Here is a 23272-nt window from a genome sequence, read left to right as displayed (position 1 = left end):
TGTCAGTGGCGTTTCATCCCGCAACGACCATCTGGCGCTCGACCCAGGCGCGAACGTCGGGGTAAGGGCGCTGGTCGTAGACGCCGAAACCCGCCAGCTGGCGCGCCTTGAGCGGCGTGAAGATCGGCATGGCGAGCCCGCACAGAAAGTGGGCGATGCGCTGCGCGCCCGGCACCGTTCCGAGCTGTTCCTGGTGGCGCTGGATCCATGGCCTGGCGTGGCGTTCGAAATCGTCTCGGGTCAATTCCGGGAGTGCCGGCGCTGCGGGCAAGCGAGCGACGTGACCCTGGCAGACCGAACAATGGCCGCAGTCTCGGGCGGCTTGAACGGGCTGGCCGCAGTCTCGGGCGGCTTGAACAGGCTGGCCGCAGTTTCGGGCGGCTTGAACAGGCTGGCCGCAGCCTCGGGCGGCCTGACTGGGGCTTCGGGCAGTCTGAACGGGCTGGCCGCAGCCTCGGGAGGCCTGAACCGATTGGCCGGCGTCGTCGTGAGCGATGGGATTGTCGCCCTGGAATGAATCGTCACCGAAGTAATCGCCGAGGCGGCGGGCCAGACAGATGTCCGATTCGAACAGCGTCAGCATGGCTTGCAGCCGTTCGATCTCCGAGCGTTCTCTGGCGTGGCACTCGGCGAGCAGACGGTCGGTCAGGGCGTCGACGTCGATCTCCGATTGGCGCACTTCGTAGACATCGGTCATGCGCTTGCCCTCCAGCACCACCCAGCCCTTGTCCTGAAAGTACTCGAGCGCGGCGATCACCCGCGAGCGCGAGGCATCGATCTGCGCCTCGACGCCGGCGCGGTAGAGACGCTCGAAATCCACCGTGCCCCAGGTTTTTGCCATGGCGATGTTATCGACCAGCAGGCGAACGAAGTCGGCGCGTTCGCCCTGGAAGCGCGCCATCAGGTCACTGGGCGCTTCGAGATAGCGCAGCCGGTACTCCGCCAGATAGGCAAAGCGGGGCGCGATCACCCCGTGCATTTCGAGACGGACCAGCAGTGTCTTCAACGGCAGCAGGCGAACGTTGCTATCGCGGGAAAGCGTGTTGAGCAGCACTGGCCACTGGCGCTCCGCCTGGCGGCCGGCATCGGCAATTTCGCTCAGCACGTGGCGAATGCCCTCGCGCTCCGGCGTGTCGCCGTAGACGAAATTTTCCAGCACCCGCAGGCCATCGCGACCGGCCAGCATCAGGCAGCGCGATGGATTGCCGTCGCGTCCGGCGCGACCGATCTCCTGGCTGTAGTTCTCGATCGACTTGGGCAGGTCGTAATGAATGACGTTGCGGATATCGCCCTTGTCGATGCCCATGCCGAAGGCGATGGTGGCAACGATGCAGGGAATCTCGCCGCGCATGAATTCCTGCTGAATCCGATCCCGCGTCTCGCTGTCGAGCCCGGCATGATAGGCGCGCACCGAGAAACCCTGCTTCGCCATCGCCGCGGCAACCGATTCGGCGGTCTGCTGGAGGGTGACGTAGATGATGGTCGGCGCTTGCGATTCCGGTTCCGACATCGGCGCCTGTCGTGGCGATAGCCATTCGACCAGCGCCGGCAGGCGGCTCTCGGTTTCCACCGGATGGACCAGCAGTTCCAGGTTGCTGCGATAGAAGCCGGTGACGATGACGTCATCCAAGGCGATGTCGAACTTGGCGCGCATGTCGTCGATCACCGCAGGTGTCGCGGTAGCGGTCAGCAGCAGCGCCTGGGGAATGTCGAATTCGCGCTGGTAGTTCGGCAGCTTGAGATAGTCCGGGCGGAAATTGTGTCCCCATTCGGAAATGCAGTGCGCTTCGTCGATCACCAGCAGCGAAATCGCGATCTGGCGCAGGAAATGACGAAAGCGCTCGTTCTTCAGTCGCTCCACCGAGACCATCAGGATCTTCAGCTCGCCACTGCGGGCGCGATCCATGATCGCGCGGGCGGTATCGCGATCCTGGGTCGAGTCGAGGCTCGCGGCCGCCACGCCGTGGCGCTGGAGGAATGCCAGCTGGTCCTGCATCAGCGCCAGCAGCGGCGAGACCACCAGCGTGAGATGGGGCAAATGCAGCGCCGGCAGTTGATAGCAGAGCGACTTGCCGGCGCCGGTGGCGAAGATCGCCGCCGTCGAGCACCCGCCGATGACGCGTTCGATCACGGCCTCCTGGCTACCGCGAAAGGCCGGGAAGCCGAACACCTCGAGCAGGGTATTCCGGGCGCTGTTCATGATGTTCTGGGTCATGTTCTGTCCTGCGTCATGTTTCGCCCTGAATCATGTGTCTTGCTGGGCCAGGACGCGGTGGTGTCGGGGGGATAGGTGCCGGGTGAGGTGGCATCGGTCGCCGGATCGTCGAGGGGGGCGGTCTGGTTCGGCGTCAACGCCGGCAGGGCGTGGCGCGACGAGCGATAGCTGACGCCATAACGCAGGTGCGGCGCCTCCGGCCCGCTGTGGAGGGCGGTGACCCGATCGATGATGGCACGATCGGCCAGGGTCAGCCGGTCCAGCATGCGCAGATGCTGCAGCCAGTTGGGCACGAGGAAGACCTCCTGCCACAGGTCGCGATCGACGGTATCGCGGTAGAGCGACCAGCGTTTGGCGCCATTGCGCAGCCGCAGCTTTCGCAGCGGGCGCACGGCGCGGGCGAACTCGCGCAGGTGTTCGCTATCGATGCGATATTCGACCGTCACCATCACCGAGCCCCGCGCCGGATTGAAGTCGAAATCGGGCCTGCTGGTGTGCGCCTCGGGCGCCTCGACCAGATCGCTGGCATCCAGCTCCGGGAGCTTTGAAGGGAGCAACAACAACGCCGAGACGATCAGCAGCGCGCCCGCCAGCATCAGCGCCGTCTGCACGCCCAGGCCCTCGGCCATCTGCCCCCACAGCAGCGAGCCCAGCGTGAGGCCGCCATAGAGCGCGGTCTGATACAGCGCCAGGGCGCGAGCCTTGACCCAGTCCGGCACCAGTATCTGTACCGATGAATTGTACGAGGCCACGGCCGCGATCCAGCAGCTGCCGCCGACGACGAGTGCGGGAAATAGTACCCATAGGGTGTCGAGGCCGCCGAGTGCCAGCATCACCAGGCCCAGCGTCATGGCGGCGAAGCTGATCAGGCGACTGCTGCCGACCCGCTGGCGGGCCCGGTTGACCAGTGTGCTGCCGGCGATCGCGCCGATCCCCAGGCCGCCGAGCATGTAGCCGTAGAGCGAGGCGCTGCCGCTGGGGTGCTGATGTGCCAGTAGTGGCAGCAATGCCCACAGCGCGCTGGCGGAAATGCCGAAAATGAACGAGCGCATCATCACCAGGCGGGTAACGCTGGAGTACTGCACGAAATGCAGCGCCGCCTTGACGCCTTCCCAGATACGCTCGGGTGGCAGCGACTTGGGCAGTACTGCGCGTTTCCAACGCCACAGGGCGGCGATCAGGCCGCAGAAACAGAACACGTTGAGCAGAAAGATCCATGCCGGCCCCACCGCAGCCAGCAGCAACCCGCCGATGGCCGGACCGATGGCGCGGGCGGCATTGTAATTGACGCTGTTGAGCAGCACGGCGCTCGAGACCAGGTTGCGCGGCACCTGCTCGTTGACCGCCGCCTGCCAGGCCGGCGTGGTGATGGCGCCGCCGATCGAGACGCAGAGGATCGAGACGATCAGCAAGGTCGGTGAAAGCAGATTCAGGAAGGCGATCAGGGTAATGAACACGCCGCCCAGCACTTCGATACCCAGCCCGAACAGCATCACCTTGCGGCGATCGTAATTATCCGCGATCACGCCGGTGACGATCGACATCAACACCAGCGGCAGCGCCGCCGCGACCTGAATCATCGCCACCGCCACCGCGCCGCCGTCGTTCGATGTCACCACCCATGCCGCCGCCACCGACTGTGCCCACACGCCGAGATTGGCAAACAGGTTGGCGATCCAGATCATCCGGAACGCGGGTACCCCCAATGGAGCGAAAGTGCTGACATCCGCCGGGCGTGGCGGAGTCTGTTCGGACTCGAGGGTCAGGTCACTCTGGCGGGAAACGGGTTGCAGCATGACAAGCTCGCAGGCAGGAGGCGAATCGAAAGGCACGACCGGGCGAGCGGACAAGGCCTTACGCTAAGGAAGCGCTGAATAAATAGGCGAACGAGATGAAGCGTAAGGCGCACGGCACGCAGAAGACGAGACATAACATGGGGTTAGGCGAGTCTCGACCGAGCTGGCGTACCAGTACCGCGCAACGTAGCGATTCGCTCGTGCAGGCATTTATGCAGTGGTTCCCTAAAGGTTAGCATCCTGTCTGTGATAGCGAGCGTCCAGTGCTATCGCTTACCGGCAAGCCATATGTCGATCAGGGATAGGTGTCGGCGTTGCGGTTACTGCAGCACCGCGATGGGGCAGGCGTCGGCGGGGTGTGTCATCACCCGCATGGGGATGCCGTAGATGGCTTCCAGATTGACGTCATTCATCATGCTGGCCGGCGCGCCTTCGGCGAGCAGCTTGCCGCTGTGCAGCGCGACCAGGTGATCGCAGTAGCGTGCCGCCATGTTGACGTCATGCAGTACGATGACCACGCCCAACCCCAGTTCGCGACAGAGCTTGCGGACCAGCGCGAGTACTTCGACCTGATGGGCGATATCGAGCGCGGCCAGCGGCTCGTCGAGCAGTAGATAGCGACTGCCCTGGGCCAGCAGCATGGCGAGCCACACGCGTTGGCGCTCGCCGCCGGAAAGCGTATCGACCAGGCGGTCGGCGAAGGCTTCGGTATGAGTCAGGGCGATGGCGCGTTCGATCTGCTGGTAATCGTGACGGGTGAGGCGCCCCAGCAGGCCGTGCCAGGGATAGCGGCCAAAGCCGATCAGCTCGCGGCAGGTGAGGTTTTCGGCGCTGGGAAGATGCTGCGGAAGATAGGCGACGTGACGAGCGAACTCCCGTGGCTTCCACTGCGTCAGCGGGCGACCATCGAGCTGGATGTTACCGTGGCTAACCGGCTGTTGCTGCGCGAGCAGCTTGAGCAGGGTCGACTTGCCGGAACCATTGTGTCCGATCAGCCCGTAGATCTGGCCTTCACCGAAGGTGAAATCGATGGGAGAGAGCAGCGTCTTGCCCGCAATCTCGAAGCTCGCCGATTGGACTTCGAACATGGCAGGGGCAACCTCGCAGCGAATGATGGGTCACAGGATGGAAGGCAATCCTAATTCAAATACGAACGCTTATCAAAGACACTTGTCGTTGTTTATCGCTGGCAGCTATCGGCGAATCGAATCCACGAGTGCCCGAGGAGCAAGATCCCATGAAGATCTGGTTGTCGATTGTGCTTCTGGCACTCGTCGCGGGAGGCGTGCTGACCGCCGTCGCCTCGCACGAACCCTTCGAGCCACGCATGCTTCGACTGGAAACCCAGCGCGCGCTGCCGTCGCTGGCGGATGCGTTGGCCGAGGAGTCGCCGGAGATCAACGCCGTCTTTCTGGGCTATGCCGACGAGCCGGCGCTCTGGGCCGCTGCCTGGCTGGCGATTCGCAATCACGGCGATCTGGCCCGTGAGGCGCTGCGCGATTACGGGCTCGATCCCGCATTTCAGCGTGTGCTGGTGCGTTTCGGTGCCGATGCCGTACTGCCGGTGATCTATTACCGCGATCACGATATCGTCACGCTGCGGGCCCGGCACTGGCTGGGTACGCGCTACCGGGCGGCGAGCGAGCAACTGGATCACTGGTGGAGTGACGACGAGGAGGGCGGCCCACGGGCCTCGGCGGATTCAGCAAAGAGCGCGACGACCACGGCGAACGACGGGAACTCGATGTCGGCGGCGTTGACGCCGGCACGCCGCGGCCAGATCGCCATCGCGATTCTGGAAGCCAAAGGTCACGCCTTTCTGCAGCAATTCGTGGTCACGCCGGATAATGACGTGAGCTGGCTACAGGGCGAACGGGTGGTGAGCGATATCGGCGACTTCTTCACCAGTGGCTTGCGCGATCTGGAAAGTCAGTGGCGCCAGGGCGAGGCCATCGGGGTCGCCGATATCGGCTGGGCCGGCATCGACCTGCTGGTGATGACCAGTGCGGTCAAGGTGCTGCGGGCCGGCCGCGCGGTGCGAGCCGGCGCCGCTGTCGAGGGGCAGGGCGCGCGGGCTGCCGGGCGCGGCGTGCTGGCCGGCGGCGGGCGTTTCGTCAACCTGTCGAGAGCGGCCAAGGTCGCGGCGATCACCGGCACGGCCTACGTGGTGGCACGTCATCCCAGCCTGGTCAGCGCGCTGGGGGCCAACGCCGCGCGGTGGCTGGGCTGGCCGGTGTGGCTGGGGCAGTTCCTGATCTGGGTCGTGGTGCTGTTGCCGCTGTTGATCGTGGCACGGTTCGTTTATCGCTGGTTGCTGGCGCCACTGCTTTGGCTGTTGGTACCGGTGTTGAAGGCGAGCTCGAGAACGCCCCGCTGGTTGACGAAAAGGCAGCGGCCGCGGCGTGATGGCACGCTGATCGCTCGATCGCGAAATGACTTCCGAACGGATCCCACGTTATGAAAAACGCCAGTCATGATGACAACGCTTATCGGTTGATCTTCGAGCCGCCCGACGCCGAGACCTATATGCGGCTCCGCCGCGAGGCCGGCATGAATGCACGCAGCGCTGCCGGCGCTGCGCTGGGTTTACCCAATAGCCTGTTTGCCGTGCAGATCGTTCACCAGCTTGAAGGAAAGTCCGAAACCGTCGGCATGGGACGGATCGTCGGCGACGGCGGCTGCTTCTATCAGGTGGTGGATATCGCCGTGCAGCCGGCGCATCAGGGGCGCGGTCTGGGCAAGCGGATCATGAGCGAGATTCGGGCCTATATTCTGCGCGAGGCACCGGAAAACGCCTTCGTCAGCCTGCTGGCGGATGGCGAAGCACATCGGCTGTACGCCCAGTTCGGTTTCAAGCCGACCTCGCCCCACGCCATCGGCATGGCATGGTACCCCCAACCGAACCGCTAGCGGAGGTCAGGTCACAGCGATATCCAGCCCGTCGAGCTCAGCCTGACATCGGGTCACGGCCTGGGCGATATAGCGCCCGGCCATGCGTTCGGAAACGCCAAGACGTTCACCGATTTCGCGCTGGGTCATGCCTTCCAGTCGGTGCCAGATCAACGCCCGGCGCAGCCGGTCCGGCAGGTTGCCCAGCGTTCGCGTGAGCTGATGAACGCACTGCTGCTGGCAGGCGTCGCTCTCCGGGCAGGCATGCGGGCAGATCAGCACCGGCTCCAGCACCTCGATGGCGATCAGATCCGGCGTCTGGCGTCGCCGGTGATCGATCAACAGGTTGCGAGCGATGCGGAAAAGGTAGGCGCGAGGATTATCGAGCGCGCGATCCGGCGCGGTATTGAGCAGGCGGAGATAGACCTCATGGCAAAGATCGGCGGCCTGATCCCGGGAATCGAGCTGGCGGCTGAGAAAGCCCTCGAGTTCATGATGGTGCTGACGATAGAGAGATTCGAACATTGCTGCGCGCATGATGGCGGCCCTGGGGGCAGAACGACAAAAGTGCCGCGATCATGGCAAAAATGAGAATCATTAGCAATAAGTCGTATTGGCAACTAGTTGTAGGCCGGGCACTTCGACGCGCCCGGCGATGGATCGGAATGGGCGTCGGTTACCTCATGTCGATACGGTCGATGCGTGGCGCTTCTCCTCGGCCGCGTGTCGCCGTTCAGAGGTCGGGCGATAGGCGGCGATGGGATTGACCAGCGTGCCGGCGAACTGCAGGTTCTTCGACGGGTCGGCCAGATCGATCATCTGGCGATTGTCGCGCAGCTGTAGCCGGTTGAGGCACGACAGCGTGAATTCCGGGGCGAACAGATCGAAGCGTTCGAACCTGTCGTTGAATTCGGGGTGTCGTTGCTGGTAATCGATGACACACGTCGCCACCAGCTGCCAGAAATCGTTCTCATCGAGCTGGTTCGAAGCCACCAGAATCTCGGCCAGGAAGCGGAAAAAGCAGTCGAACAGATCGGTAAAGATCGACAGGACCTTCAGATGCTCCGGCACCTCGACCGCAATGCGCCGGGCCGCTTCCGGCAATGACTGGCCGTTATCGAAGATGCCGGTTTCCTCGCCGATATCCTTGAGGATCGCGCCGGTCGGCACATGGTTCTCGAATTGCAGAATCAGGTTTTCGCCGTGGGGCATGAATACCAGATCGTGGGCGAAGAAGCAGTGCAGCAGCGGCGTCATGTAGGCCGCCAGATAGCGTTCGATCCAGGCGCGGGCGCCGATGCCGGAGGCGTCGATCAGGGCGGGCAGCAGCGCATCGCCATTGGCATCCCGATGCAGCAGCGCGGCCATGGTCATCAGCCGTCGGTTGGGGCCGATGCGGGTGTAAGGGCTTTCGCGCCACAGGCAGGCCAGCATTTTCTGATACGGATGCTGTTTGTCGGTGGCAGCCTCGAAACCGGCGTGGTGGTAGCCCAGCGTGGCGACTTCACGCAGCACGCTGAACTCCTGGGCCTGTAGTTCGGCGTCGCTTGCGACCAGGTTCTCGACCCACGCATTGATCGCCGGCGTTCCCTTCATGTAGTGCGGCGACAGCCCCCGCATGAAGCCCATGTTGAGGATCGACAGCGCGAACTTGACGTAGCGGCGCCGGGGTTGCGAGACGTTGAACCAGGTTCGGATCGACTGCTGGGCGCGGTAGTCGTCGTCCGCTTCGCCGAGCAGTACCAGGCGGTTCTCGGCCACTTCGCCGGCGAAGGTGATGGCGAGCTTGTGGCGCCATTGCCACGGATGAACCGGCATCAGGAAGTAGTCATCGGGATCGAGGCCGAGCTCGTGAAGCCGGGCCATGAAACGCTCTCGAACCGAGGCATCCAGCTCGTCTTCGATGAGCGATTCGAAGTCGAGCCCGTCGATGGCGCTGTATGCCGTGCAGTGGCGTGCGGCGGCCAGCCAGACGGGGCGAATCGCGGCGCCGGCTTCCGGCGCGTAGCGGTGATAATCCTCCACGTCGAAACCGATCCGGCCGCTATTGGCGACGAAGCAGGGGTGGCCTTCGCTCATCGCCGTCTCCACGGTCTGGAAATCGGCCGTGGCAAGGGCACCGGCCGCGGGCACATCTCGGCCAAGCTTGTAGGCCATGCCGGCCAGGGTGCTGGCGATCTCTTCCAGGTAGGTGGGCAGATTGTCGGGATCGATGTTCAGCCGCGCCCGACATTCCAACAGGAATTTTGCCACGTCTAGCGCTTGTGGATCGCCGTCACGGGTCTTGGCAAGCGTGTCCTTGTCGATCCACCAGTGATCCAGCGCCATCCGGCGCGCGCGGAAATGATAGACGATGCTGTCGCTATCGGTGGTGAGCCGGTAATCGGCCCAGCCATCGCTCTCGGGTGCGGATGACGCTAACGGGTTCAGCAAACGTTCATGGGCGAACTCGCTGATCGCCTTGCCCAGCAGGTCGCGATTGGCGCGCCGCCAGCGGTCGGGGCGGAGATGGGCGACCGCCTCGCGCAGTGCGGTGACGGGGCGCCGCGAGGTGTCTAGCGCTTCGAAGCGCTCGCGGGTGCAGAACGCCAGATGCGCCGTTTTCTCCCCCAGCTGGATCTGACCCTGGTAGGCGAAACCCGCGCGGCGGTTGAGCGGGTGAATTTTTTCATTGTTCACATCCGGTTCGACGACGATGCGCCGTGTCGCCGGGTCGCTGAACAGGAAAGCCACGATGGTATCGATCACGGCCTGACTGAAGCCGTGAATCGGCGATCGTGAGGTCCCATCCAGCGGAGCGACCAGAAAATGCATGCCACGGTCGCCGGACTGGACCGGATACTGCTCTCCGACCGGATCGTGGCGGGGGTCGTAGCATTCGACCAGAAACGCCGGCTGGCCGTCGTGGAGGCCGAGGAACGCCTGGGCGCTGTCGCTCTGCGCCATGTCGCGGTAGAACGCGGTGACCTGATCGCACGTGTCGTTGCTCATGCCCCAGAAACGGGCGCTATCGCGGCTGACCCAGTCGAAGACGGTGTCGATGTCGCGATCGAGATCGAATGGGCGAAGGGCGAGCGTGCCGATGGCTGGCCACTCACGGCGAAAGCGCAGCTCCCGAGAATAAAGGCTGCTGAGCGGCGACTTGGTTGTCTCGGCGGCGGGCAGTCGATTTTTCGATAGAGTCATGGCGTTGTCTCCTGGCGGAAATCGGGGAACGAGGTATCGGTCATGCCGTGGCGCGCCGGGGCTGGAACACGCGCTCGTCGGGGGCGCCGAAGTCCTGGAAGGTGAAGCCGCGTTCGACCGGGTAGACCTCGCGTCCGGCCAGTTCGCGGATGATGCAGGCATTGCGATAGCACGCCATGCCGAGATCCGGTGCCACCAGGCCGTGGGTGTGCAACTCGGCGTTCTGGACGAAAATGTCGTCGTCGGTGCCGATGCCGTAGTAACGGCCGACCGCATAGCGTCCGGCGCCGTCGCGGCGGATCCGGTCCTCGATCGGAGCGAGGAAGGCCGGTGTCTGCGCCGCGTAGCCGGTGGCCAGGATCACGCCCTCCGTCTGGTGTTCGAAGCGCCGATCCTGCTCGGTCTGGTTGAAGGTCAGGTCGAAGCGTCGGTGGGCGGTATCGAAGTGGCAGCTCTCCAGCTGGGCGCAGGTCAGCAGGTGGGTATCCACCTTGCCCTGCAGACTCTTGGTGTAGAGGCGGTCGTAGATCGTGTTGATGAGCTCGAGATTGATGCCCTTGTAGAGCCCCTTCTGCTGGCGCATCAGCTCATCCCGGGTCGCCTCGGGCAGGGCGTGGAAATAGTCGATGTAGTCCGGCGAGGTCATCTCGAGGGTCAGCTTGCCGTACTCCAGCGGGAAGAAGCGCGGCGAGCGGGTGACCCAGCTCAGGGTATAGCCGTGGGTATCGATCTCCTCGAGCAGGTCGAGATAGATCTCGGCGGCGCTTTGGCCGCTGCCGACGATCGTGATCGCCGACTTCGTCTGCAGCGCCGCCTTGTGGTCGAGATAACGTGAAGAGTGCACCACGCGCTCGGCTACCGATTGGCAGCACGCCGGAATCATCGGCTCGCTGCCAGTACCCAGCACCAGCCGGCGGGCGCGGTATATGCGGTTTTCGTTCTTTCGGGTATCCCGGCAGCGGATGCGATAGCACTGCTCGGCGTCGTCGTAGGTGATGCTCTGGACATCGTGATTGAAGCGCAGTGATTCGAGCTGCGTGGTGACCCACTGGCAGTACCGGTTGTACTCGTTACGTAGCAGGAAGAAGTTCTCGCGGATGTAGAAGTTGTAGAGCCGACCCTGGGATTTCAGGTAGTTGAGAAAACTGAATCGGCTGGTAGGGTCGGCCAGCGTGACCAGGTCGGCCATGAAGGGCGTCTGCAGGGTGGCGTCCTCGAGCAGCAGGCCGGGGTGCCAGTCGAAGCTCGAGCGACGCTCCAGAAACAGACCGTCGAGATCGTCGACGGGATCGGTCAGGCAGGCGAGACCCAGATTGAACGGCCCCAGGCCGACGGCGAGGAAGTCGTAGATGCGGCTCAGCATGATGACTGGCTCCAGACGTTGGACGGATGAGAAGTCGACGGGGCGAGTGATTCGCCGACCCGGGCGATCTCCGAAATCAGGGGCATCAGATCCTCGAGGCGAGTCATGGGGTTGAGCAGCGTGAACTTGAGATGGAAGCGGCCGTCGACCCGGGTACCGGCGATGACCGCCTCGCCGCGTCGCGACAGCGTCTGGCGAATGCGCTGATTGAGCGCTTCGAGATCGCTTTCGTCGTCCATGCCGCCCGGACGGTAACGAAAGACCAGCGTGCTCAACGCTGGCGGCATCAGCACCTCGAAATCGTCACGCGCTCGAAGCGCGCGATAGGTCTGGCGCGCCAGTTCGATCACTTCGTCGAGACAGTCGCCCAGGCGTTCGGCACCAAGGGTGCGTAGCGTCATCCACAGCTTCAACGCATCGAAGCGCCGGGTCGTCTGCAGGCTCTTGTTGACCAGGTCCGGCGTGCCTTCCTCTGCCTGATCGCGGGGGTTGAGATAGTCGGCGTGATAGGTGACATGGCGCAGCTGGCGGCGATCGCGGACCAGGCAGGCGCTGCAGCTCACCGGCTGGAAGAAGGTCTTGTGGTAGTCGATGCTGACCGAGTCCGCCTGCTCGATGCCGGCGAGCCAGTGACGATGGCGCGAGGAGAGCAGCAGCCCGCCGCCGTAGGCCGCATCGATATGCAGCCAGATCCCGCGCTGCCGGCAGCGTTCGGCAATGGCGGGAATCGGATCGATGCTGCCGAAATCGGTGGTGCCCGCGGTGGCGACGATCGCCAGCGGGATCAGCCCCGCCTCGTCGCAATCTTCCAGCGTCGCCTGAAGCGCGTCGATATCCATGCGCTTGTCGGCGTCACTTGGCACGCTGATCACGGCGTCGTAGCCCAGCCCCAACAGCGCGGCGGCTTTCTGGACACTGAAGTGGCTGACCTCGGAGGTGAGGATGCGCAGCTTGCGGTAGTTTTCGGGAAGACCGTGATGGCGGTTGCCGGCGTGTCCGGGCATCGCTTCGCAGGCGCTGTCTCGAGCGATGCTCAAAGCCATCAGGTTGGACTGAGTGCCGCCACTGGTGAACACGCCGTCGGCCTCGTCGCCGAGCCCGATGCGTGCCGCGGTCCAGTCGATCAGCTTCTGCTCGATCAGGGTGGCGCCGGCGCTCTGGTCCCAGGTTTCCACCGCCGTGTTGAGTGGCGTGGCGATTGCCTCGGCGAGGATCGACGGCAGCGTGATCGGGCAGTTGAGGTGTGCGACATAGCGCGGGTGATGGAAATGGACGGCGTGGTCGAGATAGAGCCGCTGTACCTCCTCCAGGCTGGCATCGAGATCGTTCAGCGGCCGGTCGAGATCGATCGCCTCGAAGGCGGGCTGCAACTCGTGGGGTTCGACACCGCTGCAGGGGCCCTGCGCTCGGGTCAGCGTGCGGCGCACCCGCTCCATGCAACGCTGCATGCCTTCTCGATAGGCGTCGAGACTCGCCTCGCCGAACAACATCGATGTCTCCGGGGAGCAGGGCGGACGAAGCCGGTGCAAAGGAATGGGCGTGGCGAATTCCATGTCATGTGGCATGACGTTTCTCCTGATTGCCTTCCTGATGCCTTTGGCAGTCCGTTGGTTTGTGACGGACCTTTTTGCAGACAAAGGCGCAGCCAATGCGACGCTGGGAGCGCGCATGTCGATAGAGAGCGAAACGATGAGTGATGCGGTGTCGATGAGAGCCGGCCGCTTCCTGCAGCCGGCGATCGATCAGCGTGGGACGTTCTAGAACGAGTCGTGCTAGAACGGCTACACGCTAGAACTCGTAGGCAACGGTGGCGGTGACGTTACGCTCCGCGCCGAAGTAGCAGTATTCGAGCGAGTTGCATGAGGCGACATACTCCTTGTCGAGCAGGTTACCCACGTTGACCCGGGCGCTGACGCCCTGCAGCCCGACCTGGCTCAGGTCATAGCCTACGGCGGCATCCACCAGGGTGTAGTCGGGTACCTTCTCGGTGTTGGCGCGGTCGGCGTAGATATCGCCGTAGTACCGCACGCCGACGCCGACATCCAGCCCGTCGAGAGCGCCGTTGTCGAAGGCTCCGTTCTTGAAGACATAATGACCCCAGAGACTGGCCTGGTGGCGCGGTGCATAGATTGCGTGGTTACCCTGCTCGCCGGGCACGTCGCTTTTTTCGTAGGTGATGTCGGTGTAGCTGTAACCGGCCTGCAGGCGGAAGTTGTCGGTCAGGTAGGTGCGCGCCTGCAACTCGACCCCCTGGGACTGGATCTCGCCGACGGAGCGGTAATCGTCGGTAGGCTGCTCCTTGGTCGCGACGTTTTCCTGGTTGATCCGGAACAGCGACAACGTATAGAGATCCCGGCTTCCCGGCGGCTGATACTTGAACCCGGTCTCCCACTGTTCGCCTTCCATCGGTTCCAGCAGATCGCCGTTACCGTCGACGAAGCTGGTCGGCGTGAAGGCGGTGTTATAGCTCAGGTAGGGCGCGAGGCCATTGTCGAACAGGTAGAGCGCGCCGACACGACCGCTGAACTGGGTGTCATCGAGAGTGCTTTCGCTATCGTTCCGATGGTCGGTGTTCTTGATATCGACCCAGTCGTAGCGGCCGCCGAGGGTCAGACGCCAGCGATCGATCGCCATCTGGTCCTGCAGGTAGATGCCGGTCTGGGTCAGCTCATGGCGCTCGTCGTTGGTGACCCCAATCTCTCCGATCGGATCGGCGCCATAGCTGGGGTTGAAGGCATCGAGGCTGGGGAAGCTACCGGCGGTCCAGACCACATCATTCTTGCGCTTCTGGTAGTCCACGCCAACCAGCACGGTGTGATCGATGAAGCCGCTCTGGAGCTTCGCTTCCACCTGGTTATCCAGCGTCCAGGCGTCGAGGGATTCGCGGCCGCCAGAGTAGTAGCGGTTCAGTTCGTTGGAATCCGGCGAGACCCAGCCGTAGCCGTAGACCTGGTTCAGCTCGACATCCGAGTTCAGATAACGCAGCTTCTGGCGGGCGGTGACGTCATCGCTGAAGCGATGCTCGAGGTCGTAGCCGAACATGCGCTGGGTGCGTTCGAATTTGTCGTAGTCGTCTTCGCCGTCGAAGAAATCATTGCCGATGTGGCGGCCGTTATGGCTGCTGACGGCTCCCTCATAGGGCACGCCGGAGTGATAGCCACCCTCGGGATCTTTCTGCAGGTACGCCATGAAGGTAACGGAAGTGTCGTCGGTGGCGTCCCAGGTGATCGACGGCGCGATGGCGTAGCGCTCCTCCTCGATCGGGCCGAACTGGGTGTCCGCCTTGCTGCCGATGCCGACCAGCCGATAGGCGACGCGCCGCTCGTCGTCCAGCGGTCCGGAGAAGTCGAATGCTGCGCTGCGCTGGCTGTTGGTGCCGGTGCTGAAACGGAGCTCGTTGCGGTCCTCGAACAGCGGCTTCTTGCTGGTCAATGCCACCAGCCCACCGGGAGACGAGCGCCCGTAGAGCACCGACGCCGGCCCCTTGACGATCTCGACGTTATCCAGGAACCATGGATCGATCACCATCGAGCTGTAGCCATTGGCGTCCCCCATCACCTTGAGCCCGTCGAGATAGGTGTTGCTCAGGCTGCCGTCGGAGAAGCCACGCATGACCAGATAGTCGTAACGGTTGGAGGCGCCGACCTGGTTGGTGTAGACACCCGGCGTGTACTGCGCCGCTTCGCGCACCGTGCGCACGCCGCGTTCGTCCATCTCCTCGCGGTCGACATTGGAAACGGTCTGCGGCGTTTCGACGATGGGGGTTTCGGTCTTGGTGGCGGCAGACTGCCCGGTCACCGTGACGGTATCCAGGTTGGCGGTTTCAGCCGACGCCGTGGTGGCGACAATGTTGTCGTTCGTCTGCTGGGCCCAGACCGGAAACGACAGGCAGGCGCAGGCCAGTGCACTTGCCGGATAACGTAGAACATGATGCATGAACGACAGACTCCCCTTGAATGAAAATCGTTCTTATCCATGGATGTTGCCAATAAGAAGACGTAGGGGAGTCCGGTTTCTGAACCGCAATGACAATTATTTTCAATAACCGGATCGGGACGCTACACGATGGTCGAGGACGGCGGTGCGTTTCTTGAGCGGAGGGGGAAGGAAAAAGGAAAGGAAAAAGAAAAAGAAGGAAACGGAAGGCGGCGGACCCTGAACGGTCCGCCGGATTCGTCTACCAGGCGATGATCGCAATGATCACGATGGCGAATAGTGCCCACTTGATGGCGTAGTAGAGCGACTTGTTGCGCTTCTTGAGGGCCTTGCCCTGACGGCGTACGGCGTAGATATACTTGAACGCCCGATTCAGTCCACCGGTACGGTCGCTGTCGTCATTGGGCGAGCTGGCCGCCGCCATGACCGTCCGGCCAAAGAAATGGTTGAGGCTTCGCGCCCAGCCGTATTTCATCGGCCGTTCGATGTCGCAGAACAGGATGATGCGATTCTGCTCCGAACCGTTTTCCGCGCGGTGCAGGTAGGTCTCGTCGAACATCACGGCCTCGCCGTCGCGCCAACTGTATTTTTCGCCGTCGACGTCGATGTAGCAGCGGTCGTCGTTGGGCGTGATCAACCCCAGGTGGTAACGAAGCGAGCCGGCGTAGGGATCGCGATGCAGCGTCAGGTGGCTGCCCGCCGGCAATTCGGCGAACATCGCCGCCTTGACGTTGGGAATGCCCGCCAACAGCTGCGTGGTCTGCGGGCATAGCTGCTCGGCCGAGGCGTGGCTCTCGCCGTACCACTTCAGATAGAAGCGCTTCCAGCCGCGGCGGAAGAACGAATTGAAACCGGCATCGTCGTAGCGTGAGGACGCCTTGATGTGATCCTGTAGCGCCATCGCTTCGTCGCGGATCGTCTCCCAGTTGCCGGTCAGTCTCTCGAGTTCCGGATAATTCGCCAGATCGTGGTAGGGCTGGTCCTTGTCACGGCCGAAAAGCGTCATCAATGCATTGATCGGCGACATGAACGTGGAGTGGTCGGAGAGCTGGCGCAGCGGTTTGTGACGCACGCGGCCGCGATAGTGCGTATAGAGCACGCTGGCGACGAAAAGCAGTATCAAAATCCATTTGATCATAGAGTAGACTTCCGCGGGCAGGCCGAGCACGGATAAGCATCGTGCTGCGAAATTAGTTTGGCAGCTTACTATTTTCCCGAGATCGCGATCAGCGTCAACAGATAGTCATCGATTTTCGTGACTTGCCCGCGGAGAACGGTGCCCGCCGGCCACTGCGGCGATAAGGTCTTGAGCAGCTCGATCGACACCGCGCAGGTTTCGGCATCCCAAAGGATCAAGCGCGCATGGGGAAAATAGAAACGCTCACGCACCAGCGGATAGAGCGCCTTGAACAGGCTCTCCTTGAGCGAGAACACCAAGGTGAGGAAATCGCCCTGACGCTCGGCGGGCAGCCGATCGAACCAGACCTGTTCCGACGCCACCAGAATCTGAGGCGCCAGCCGTCGTGCCCGCTCAGCGCTCATCACGACCTCGGCATCCAGCCCGACGCTCTGAAAGTTCGGCCGACTGGCGACGACCGCTGCTGCCAATCCCCGGCTATGGGTGATCGAGCCGAGGGTGCCCGCCGGCCACTCAGGGAGCCGTTCGGCATCCTGCGCTGGCGTCGATGACGAGCCCGTCAGTTCGGCGAGTGCGTGCCGGGCGCTTAACCGACCAGCCAAAAACTCGGCCCGACGCTTGGCCGCCGCCGTTCTCAGGCGCTCCGGCAGCGGGAGATCCCAGCCGTCGAGATCCGCTTCACACAAGGCTTCTGTCTCAAAGCGCAGTGCGCTAAAGCGTGCCTCGGGTAACACGAGTTGCCAGGGCCACTCGCTTCTCTGCGAGTGGCAGCCGAATGGCAATGTTTCGGTCGGTGGTCTGACTTCAGACATCGCTCAGCGATCGACCAGCACGGCATTCAGCTCCACCGGCACTTCGTCGCCGATCTGCTGATAACCCATCAGCGACAGAATCGAACGCACGTTCTGATTCTTCATCAATTCCTTGCCATCCAGCGAGACCGGCTCGGCATTGCGCACGCGCACCGCGTCGTCCGACTCGCGGGTGAAGCGCACCGGTAGCTTTTCCTGGCGCTGCTCGCCGTTGGAATCGGTACGTAGTGTCAGTATTTCCACCGTCGACTGGCCGACTTTCAACGAATTGATCCGCTCCGGCGGCAGTTGCGTGACGACAGTGACCAGCGTGGTATTGGTCAATGACGACATCCACGGCGGCAGATCGCCCAGACGATCGAGCACGTCCGTCTGGTTGAGCCGAATGGGCAGCTTCAGCGTGCCGTCCGCGCTGATCTGGCCCTCCATGCGGCGCAGGGCGTGCTCGTGAGTGATCGACTCGCCACCGCTGGTGATTTCGGTCACCGTGGCCGTCACCCGGGACTGATTGGGGTCGAGCTGCCACGCTGCCTGCGCCAGCCCGCAGAACGCCGTCAATCCGGCGGCCAAGCCGATGCCCATGACGCGGCGAATAATCGTTTTCGATGACATCCTGTCCTCCCTGGACATGCATACCGTTCAACAGCGGCTAGCCTGTGCCGACCGCTTTGGTTATCATACGGCTCCCGCGTTTCAGGGCCTATAGCTCAGTTGGTTAGAGCAGGGGACTCATAATCCCTTGGTCGTAGGTTCAAGTCCTACTGGGCCCACCATAAAATCAGTAGCTTACGTCAATTTTCGACCCGTTTCAGGGTTCCATTTCTCGTCGGTCTCGACCAAGTATCGACCGGGCATTTTCGGCCCGAATTTCAGACTGGCGGCCAAGTGGCCGGGGGAGAGATGGGCGTAGCGCATGGTCATCTGAATCGTCTGGTGTCCGAGGATCTTCTGCAGCGTCAGTAAGTCGCCACCATTCATAATGAAGTGGCTGGCGAAGGTATGACGCAAGACGTGCGCACGTTGGCCATTGGGCAGCTCAATTCCCGTTCGGTTCATTGCTTTGGTGAAAGCGTAGTTACTGCGTTTGCCACTCTCGTGACGATTTTGTGAGCCAGGAGTGGTTCACCAATCTGCCCAGTATCAGATCGAGCTGCTGCTGGCCGATGAGCTTCCTCAGGAGCACGTCGCGCAGTGCCAGGGCGGCTTATGGGTTAGCGAACGCGAGTGGATCGACTTCGTCAGCTACTGGCTTGGCATGCCACTGTTCATCAAGCGAGCCTACCGGGACGAGGCGATGATTCAGATCCTTATCGAGCGCGTCGAGGCGTTCTACGAAGAAATGTTGCGTCGCATGGCGGTCGTCGCAGCGCCTTGATAAGAAGGGGCGAAACTTATTCGGTTTGCGAATTGCTCGTCAGCCCTTGCTAAAATGGGCAGCGAGCTAGACCACGCAGTAAAGCCTAAGCCGCTCCTGCCGGGGCGGCATAGGGCTTAGGCATCCTTTTTGGCTCGTGACCTGAGCTTGGTCACCTATTGCCAGGCAGGCGGGGAAGGTATGAAGAACGCCACTGGACACGCCGCTAGGTACCCAGTTGTTTTAACAGTCCTAGACATCATGATTCTAGATGTGTGGACACTAGCCATGGCCCAGCTATCACCAGATGCTAAAGAGATGCTCGAATGAAAATGCCGCCTGGGCCACTACTATGTGGTCTGGAAAGACGGGCGGCCGCTGATAATTGAGGACGATGCGCCACACCGGCCCGAAAAGCGGCGGTGAAGGACGGTTCAGGCAGCATTTGAGGCGAAGCGTTCTTTAAAATGGTTTCGCAGCTAAATGACGTCGCTCGAAAATTGCATTTCTAGTTGCCGGTAGCCATCATCAAAAATTTGAAAAAAATTTAAGGCCTTACCACGTGTCATATGACGCCAACCAAACACCAGAGCAGGTCGCCCGGGGTCGTATCGATGAGCGCCTACGGGCGTCGGGTTGGCATGTTCAGGACAAGGATGCACTCGACTTCAATGTCGGCCTTGGCGTAGCCGTTCGCGAATACCAGACAGATATCGGGCCCGCCGACTACGTCCTCTTCGCCGACAGGCAAGCGGTCGGTGTGGTTGAGGCCAAGCCTGACAAATGGGGGGGCCGCCTGACCTCCGTCGAGGAACAATCCGCGGGTTATGCCAACGCCAAGTTGAAATGGGTCACCAACGCCGAACCGCTCCCGTTCGTGTACGAGAGCACAGACCAAGTCACCCGCTTCACCAACGCCCGCGATCCGAATCCGCGCTCGCGCGAGGTCTTCACCTTTCACCGGCCAGAAACCCTAAAATCCTGGGCACAGGCTCTAAAGAGCCTGCGCACAGGCATCGCAGCCCTGCAGGGTCTCAACCCGGACGGCCTGCGCGACTGCCAGATCAAGGCGATTACGAACCTCGAAGCCTCACTCAAGGCGGACAAGCCACGCGCCCTCGTCCAGATGGCGACCGGGTCGGGCAAAACCTTCACCGCGATCACACAAGTATACCGCTTGCTCAAACACGCAGGCGCGCGCCGTATCCTGTTCCTCGTCGACACAAAGAACCTCGGCGAGCAGGCCGAACAGGAGTTCATGGCCTTCATCCCGAACGACGACAACCGCAAGTTCACCGAACTCTACAACGTCCAGCGGCTGACCTCGCCCTCCATCGCGAATGACAGTCAGGTCGTTATTTCAACGATCCAGCGCATGTACGCCACGCTCAAGGGCGAAGAGCTGAACGAAGGCGCAGAAGACGAAAACCCGGCCGAGCAGAAATGGCGCCGCAAGGAGCCCCTGCCAGTCGTCTACAACGCCAAGCTGCCGCCGGAATACTTCGATGTGGTGGTCATCGATGAATGCCACCGCTCTATCTACAATCTCTGGCGCCAGGTCATCGAATATTTCGATGCCTACTTGGTCGGCCTGACCGCCACGCCCGACAATCGCACCTATGGGTTCTTCCAAAAGAACGTCGTCAGCGAGTACACCCACGAGAAGGCCGTCGCCGACAAGGTCAACGTCGGCAATGAAATCTACCTGATCGAGACCGAAATCAGCCGGGGAGGTGAGACGCTGAAGGCCGAGCAACTCGTCGAGAAACGTGAGCGTGAAACCCGCGCCCGCCGCTGGGAGACACAGGACGAGGAACAAGCCTATGCCGCGACCCAGCTCGACCGCTCCGTCGTGAACCCCGACCAGATTCGCACGGTGATACGCGCCTTCTGTGACAAGTGGCCCGAGATATTCCCCGGCCGGAAAGAGCTGCCGAAAACGCTGATCTTCGCCAAAACCGATAGCCACGCCGACGACATCATCCAAACCGTCCGACAAGAGTTCGGCGAAGGCAATGATTTTTGCCGCAAGATCACCAACGGCGCGAAGAATCCGAAATCCTCGCTGTCGGCTTTCCGTAACGATTACTACCCGCGCATCGCCGTGACCGTGGACATGATTGCCACCGGCACCGACGTCAAACCACTCGAATGCCTGATCTTCATGCGCGATGTGAAGTCGAAGACCTACTTCGAGCAGATGAAGGGCCGTGGCACCCGTGTTCTGAAACACGATGACCTGAAAAAGGTCTCCCCCTCTGCCGAGGCCAAGACCCATTATGTCATTGTCGACGCGGTCGGCGTGACTAAATCGCTCAAGACGGCCAGCCAGCCGCTCGACACCAAGCCATCGATCCCATTTAAAGATCTCGCCATGGGGTTGATGATGGGCGACCGGTCCGAGGAGAGCGTTAGTTCTCTCGCCGCTCGCCTCGCACGGCTTGACAACAAGCTCGGGGCCGAGGACCAAGAGAAGATCGCGACCGAGGCCGGCAAACCCCTCACGGCTATCGTGCGCGACCTCTTCGATGCGATAGACCCCGATCAGGTGGAGGCCGACGCCAAGGCTGCGGGCCACCCCGAGCCGGACGATGCCGCCATGCAGGCCGCGCGCGAGGAACGCATCAAGCAAGCCGCCAACGTCTTCACCGGCCCGCTCATCAATCTGATGGACAGGATCCGGCGGGACAACGAGCAGACCATCGACCATGACAACCTTGACACACTGCTGCGCGCCGAATGGGCGGGCGACGCGGCCGAGAACGCCAAGCAGATCGCGGGGGAATTCGAGGAATACCTTACCGAGAACCGCGACGAGATCGAGGCACTTTCGATCTACTTCAACACCCCCGCCCGTCGGTCCGAAGTCACCTACGCCATGATCAAGGACGTGCTGAAGAAACTGACCGAGGATCGCCCGCGCCTCGCTCCGCTCATCGTCTGGCGCGCCTATTCCCATCTTGACGACTACAAAGGCGGGAATCCGGCCAGCGACCTCACCGCGCTAGTGGCGCTGATACGTCGAGTGACCGGACTGGATGAAAAGCTGACCTGCCATTCTGAGCGCGTGCGGCGCAACTTCCAGAACTGGGTGCTGAACCGACATTCCGGCGCCGGCACGAAATTCACTGAAGAACAGATGGACTGGCTGCGTATGATCCGCGACCATCTCGCGACATCTTTTACTATTGAACGAGACGATTTGGACATGGCCCCATTTGACGGCAAGGGCAGCATGGGGCAGATGTATGCGCTCTTCGGCGATGGTATGGACAAGGTCATGTTCGAGATGAATAAGGCTCTCTCGGCATGACTGATCTACCTTCCACGTGGGCGAGCGCGAAGTTCTCCGATTTCGGAACATGGATCGGGGGTGGCACACCCTCGAAAGCAAACCCTCGTTTTTGGAACGGTCCCATTCTATGGGTTTCGCCCAAGGACATGAAAAGCAAGATCATTCGGGAAACGATTGACGGCATCACAAAGGAAGCCGTTGAGGACTCTGCAGCGAAACTTGTGCCCGCCGGATCGGTCCTGATCGTCACTCGATCTGGAATCTTGGCTCACACTTTGCCAATTGCGGTCACCGCCGCAGAGAGTACGCTCAATCAGGACCTCAAAGCGCTCGCCCTTCCAGATGGCATAAGTTCTGAATATATCGCTTGGGGAATGCGAGCTTTCGAGCAACGCATTCTCGACAAATGTCGCAAGGGCGGCACGACGGTTCACAGCATCGAGATGCCGCGCCTTGCATCATTCGAGTTGCCAATCGCCCCCACCAATGAACAACGCCGCATCGTCGGGAAGATCGAGACGATGTTCGACGAGATCGACAAGGGGGTCGAGAGCCTTCAAACGGCGCGCGCCACCCTCAGCTTCTACCGCCAGTCCCTGCTGAAATCCGCCTTTGAGGGCCGCCTTACCGCCGACTGGCGCGCGCAAAACGCTTCAAGCTTGGAAGCCCCAGAAATCCTCCTCGCTCGCCTCCAGCGCGAACGCGATACCCGCCACAAAGCCGCCCTGGACGCCTGGCAAAAGGCCCTCGGTGAGTGGCGCGCCAATGGCGAAAAGGGCAAGAAACCCGCGAAGCCGAAGCGGCCAAAGGACCTCGAGTCAAAGCCCCATGATCGCCTCACAACCCCGTCCGCTTGGATCACCGCCCCGTTGGGAGGCATCGCTTTCGAAGCCGTCCTAGGGAAGATGCTTGATCGGCAAAAGAACCGAGGAACTTCAAGGCCGTACTTGGGAAACATCAATTTGAGGTGGGGAGTATTCGACGTAGATAGGGAAAAGATAATGCCCATCGAGGATCACGAAATCCCGCGTTATGGGATCAGAGCGGGGGACTTGGTGATCTGTGAAGGCGGGGAACCGGGTCGCTGTGCGGTTTGGCAAGGGGATGACGACAGTGTTTTTATTCAGAAGGCCCTGCATCGCGTGCGCTTCACACAGTCCTACAGTGCTTGGTTTGCCTATCATTTCTTGAGGTTTGCGACACTCGCTGGGCTTCTGGATCAACATTACACCGGATCAACCATCAAGCATCTGACAGGAAAGGCACTTGACGAATGAATCGCCCCGGG

General features: G+C 61.9%; 17 protein-coding genes, 1 tRNA gene and 1 pseudogene. 7 read left to right on the top strand and 12 right to left on the bottom strand.

All coding sequences use genetic code 11. The features are described 5' to 3' along the window. Positions 1-13: 13 nt before the first annotated feature. The 3 genes from DOM36_RS16810 to DOM36_RS16795 form a co-directional block, all read right to left on the bottom strand. Complete coding sequence (locus DOM36_RS16810; protein WP_232823897.1) at positions 14-2215, bottom strand: RecQ family ATP-dependent DNA helicase; 2202 nt, start codon at positions 2213-2215, stop codon at positions 14-16. After that, positions 2212-4011, bottom strand: coding sequence for an MFS transporter (locus DOM36_RS16805; RefSeq protein WP_075571583.1), 1800 nt, complete (start codon positions 4009-4011; stop codon positions 2212-2214). Before DOM36_RS16805 ends, DOM36_RS16810 begins: the two co-directional genes overlap by 4 nt. 320 nt (positions 4012-4331) lie before the next feature. Further along, complete coding sequence (locus DOM36_RS16795; protein WP_110643774.1) at positions 4332-5099, bottom strand: ATP-binding cassette domain-containing protein; 768 nt, start codon at positions 5097-5099, stop codon at positions 4332-4334. A 149-nt stretch (positions 5100-5248) separates the two neighbouring features. Between DOM36_RS16795 and DOM36_RS16790 the strand changes: the two genes are divergently transcribed. Beyond that, entirely contained in the window at positions 5249-6472 is a 1224-nt protein-coding gene (locus tag DOM36_RS16790) for a hypothetical protein (protein WP_198651314.1), read from the top strand. Further along, a complete protein-coding gene (locus tag DOM36_RS16785; RefSeq protein ID WP_110643773.1) occupies positions 6469-6921 on the top strand; it encodes a GNAT family N-acetyltransferase in 453 nt (150 codons plus the stop codon). Before DOM36_RS16790 ends, DOM36_RS16785 begins: the two co-directional genes overlap by 4 nt. Before the next feature lie 6 nt (positions 6922-6927). On the opposite strand, the gene DOM36_RS16780 is transcribed toward DOM36_RS16785, so the two are convergent. The 4 genes from DOM36_RS16780 to DOM36_RS16765 form a co-directional block, all read right to left on the bottom strand. Beyond that, positions 6928-7425, bottom strand: a complete 498-nt coding sequence (locus DOM36_RS16780) for an RNA polymerase sigma factor (RefSeq protein ID WP_232823896.1) — start codon at positions 7423-7425, stop codon at positions 6928-6930. A 156-nt stretch (positions 7426-7581) separates the two neighbouring features. Next, on the bottom strand, positions 7582-10086 hold the full coding sequence (locus DOM36_RS16775) for a GNAT family N-acetyltransferase (protein WP_110643771.1): 2505 nt from the start codon (positions 10084-10086) through the stop codon (positions 7582-7584). A 40-nt stretch (positions 10087-10126) separates the two neighbouring features. After that, positions 10127-11449, bottom strand: coding sequence for a lysine N(6)-hydroxylase/L-ornithine N(5)-oxygenase family protein (locus DOM36_RS16770; RefSeq protein WP_110643770.1), 1323 nt, complete (start codon positions 11447-11449; stop codon positions 10127-10129). After that, positions 11443-13014: an aspartate aminotransferase family protein gene (locus DOM36_RS16765; RefSeq protein ID WP_232823895.1), complete on the bottom strand. Its 1572-nt coding sequence runs from the start codon at positions 13012-13014 to the stop codon at positions 11443-11445. The genes DOM36_RS16770 and DOM36_RS16765 overlap by 7 nt, the downstream gene beginning before the upstream one ends. On the opposite strand from DOM36_RS16765, the gene DOM36_RS16760 reads away from it, so the two are divergent. Continuing rightward, complete coding sequence (locus DOM36_RS16760) at positions 13013-13210, top strand: hypothetical protein (protein WP_110643769.1); 198 nt, start codon at positions 13013-13015, stop codon at positions 13208-13210. The genes DOM36_RS16765 and DOM36_RS16760 overlap by 2 nt on opposite strands. 27 nt (positions 13211-13237) lie before the next feature. On the opposite strand, the gene DOM36_RS16755 is transcribed toward DOM36_RS16760, so the two are convergent. From DOM36_RS16755 to DOM36_RS16740, 4 genes are all read right to left on the bottom strand, one after another. Further along, a complete protein-coding gene (locus tag DOM36_RS16755; RefSeq protein WP_075571590.1) occupies positions 13238-15385 on the bottom strand; it encodes a TonB-dependent siderophore receptor in 2148 nt (715 codons plus the stop codon). Between the two features lie 241 nt (positions 15386-15626). Next, positions 15627-16523 carry a lipid A hydroxylase LpxO gene (gene lpxO, locus DOM36_RS16750; RefSeq protein ID WP_075571598.1) on the bottom strand — a complete coding sequence of 299 codons (897 nt, stop codon included), beginning with the start codon at positions 16521-16523 and terminating at the stop codon, positions 15627-15629. 68 nt (positions 16524-16591) lie between these two features. After that, entirely contained in the window at positions 16592-17335 is a 744-nt protein-coding gene (locus DOM36_RS16745; RefSeq protein ID WP_075571591.1) for a 4'-phosphopantetheinyl transferase superfamily protein, read from the bottom strand. Positions 17336-17338: 3 nt separating this feature from the next. Then, positions 17339-17947, bottom strand: coding sequence for a hypothetical protein (locus DOM36_RS16740; protein WP_232823894.1), 609 nt, complete (start codon positions 17945-17947; stop codon positions 17339-17341). Positions 17948-18031: 84 nt separating this feature from the next. On the opposite strand from DOM36_RS16740, the gene DOM36_RS16735 reads away from it, so the two are divergent. After that, positions 18032-18108, top strand: a tRNA-Ile gene (locus tag DOM36_RS16735). A gap of 13 nt (positions 18109-18121) precedes the next feature. Here DOM36_RS16735 and DOM36_RS16730 read toward each other — a convergent pair. Next, positions 18122-18415, bottom strand: a pseudogene (locus DOM36_RS16730) (tyrosine-type recombinase/integrase); the annotation flags it as partial. A 37-nt stretch (positions 18416-18452) separates the two neighbouring features. Between DOM36_RS16730 and DOM36_RS16725 the strand changes: the two are divergent. From DOM36_RS16725 to DOM36_RS16715, 3 genes are all read left to right on the top strand, one after another. Then, positions 18453-18710, top strand: coding sequence for a hypothetical protein (locus DOM36_RS16725; protein WP_232823893.1), 258 nt, complete (start codon positions 18453-18455; stop codon positions 18708-18710). 541 nt (positions 18711-19251) lie between these two features. Continuing rightward, positions 19252-22002 (top strand): DEAD/DEAH box helicase family protein, encoded by a 2751-nt coding sequence (locus DOM36_RS16720; RefSeq protein ID WP_110643767.1) that lies wholly within the window; start codon positions 19252-19254, stop codon positions 22000-22002. Continuing rightward, complete coding sequence (locus DOM36_RS16715) at positions 21999-23261, top strand: restriction endonuclease subunit S (RefSeq protein WP_110643766.1); 1263 nt, start codon at positions 21999-22001, stop codon at positions 23259-23261. The genes DOM36_RS16720 and DOM36_RS16715 overlap by 4 nt, the downstream gene beginning before the upstream one ends. Positions 23262-23272: the final 11 nt, after the last annotated feature.

This window comes from Salinicola sp. CPA57 (assembly GCF_003206035.1).
In the GTDB taxonomy this organism is placed as follows: domain Bacteria; phylum Pseudomonadota; class Gammaproteobacteria; order Pseudomonadales; family Halomonadaceae; genus Salinicola; species Salinicola socius.
This window is presented reverse-complemented; position numbering and strand designations above follow the sequence as displayed.

Coding starts and splice junctions, on each gene's coding strand:
- DOM36_RS16810 (WP_232823897.1), bottom strand. CDS start 2,215: ATGACCCAGAACATCATGAACAGCGCCCGGAATACCCTGCTCGAGGTG.
- DOM36_RS16805 (WP_075571583.1), bottom strand. CDS start 4,011: ATGCTGCAACCCGTTTCCCGCCAGAGTGACCTGACCCTCGAGTCCGAA.
- DOM36_RS16795 (WP_110643774.1), bottom strand. CDS start 5,099: ATGTTCGAAGTCCAATCGGCGAGCTTCGAGATTGCGGGCAAGACGCTG.
- DOM36_RS16790 (WP_198651314.1), top strand. CDS start 5,249: ATGAAGATCTGGTTGTCGATTGTGCTTCTGGCACTCGTCGCGGGAGGC.
- DOM36_RS16785 (WP_110643773.1), top strand. CDS start 6,469: ATGAAAAACGCCAGTCATGATGACAACGCTTATCGGTTGATCTTCGAG.
- DOM36_RS16780 (WP_232823896.1), bottom strand. CDS start 7,425: ATGTTCGAATCTCTCTATCGTCAGCACCATCATGAACTCGAGGGCTTT.
- DOM36_RS16775 (WP_110643771.1), bottom strand. CDS start 10,086: ATGACTCTATCGAAAAATCGACTGCCCGCCGCCGAGACAACCAAGTCG.
- DOM36_RS16770 (WP_110643770.1), bottom strand. CDS start 11,449: ATGCTGAGCCGCATCTACGACTTCCTCGCCGTCGGCCTGGGGCCGTTC.
- DOM36_RS16760 (WP_110643769.1), top strand. CDS start 13,013: ATGACGTTTCTCCTGATTGCCTTCCTGATGCCTTTGGCAGTCCGTTGG.
- DOM36_RS16765 (WP_232823895.1), bottom strand. CDS start 13,014: ATGCCACATGACATGGAATTCGCCACGCCCATTCCTTTGCACCGGCTT.
- DOM36_RS16755 (WP_075571590.1), bottom strand. CDS start 15,385: ATGCATCATGTTCTACGTTATCCGGCAAGTGCACTGGCCTGCGCCTGC.
- lpxO (WP_075571598.1), bottom strand. CDS start 16,523: ATGATCAAATGGATTTTGATACTGCTTTTCGTCGCCAGCGTGCTCTAT.
- DOM36_RS16745 (WP_075571591.1), bottom strand. CDS start 17,335: ATGTCTGAAGTCAGACCACCGACCGAAACATTGCCATTCGGCTGCCAC.
- DOM36_RS16740 (WP_232823894.1), bottom strand. CDS start 17,947: ATGTCATCGAAAACGATTATTCGCCGCGTCATGGGCATCGGCTTGGCC.
- DOM36_RS16715 (WP_110643766.1), top strand. CDS start 21,999: ATGACTGATCTACCTTCCACGTGGGCGAGCGCGAAGTTCTCCGATTTC.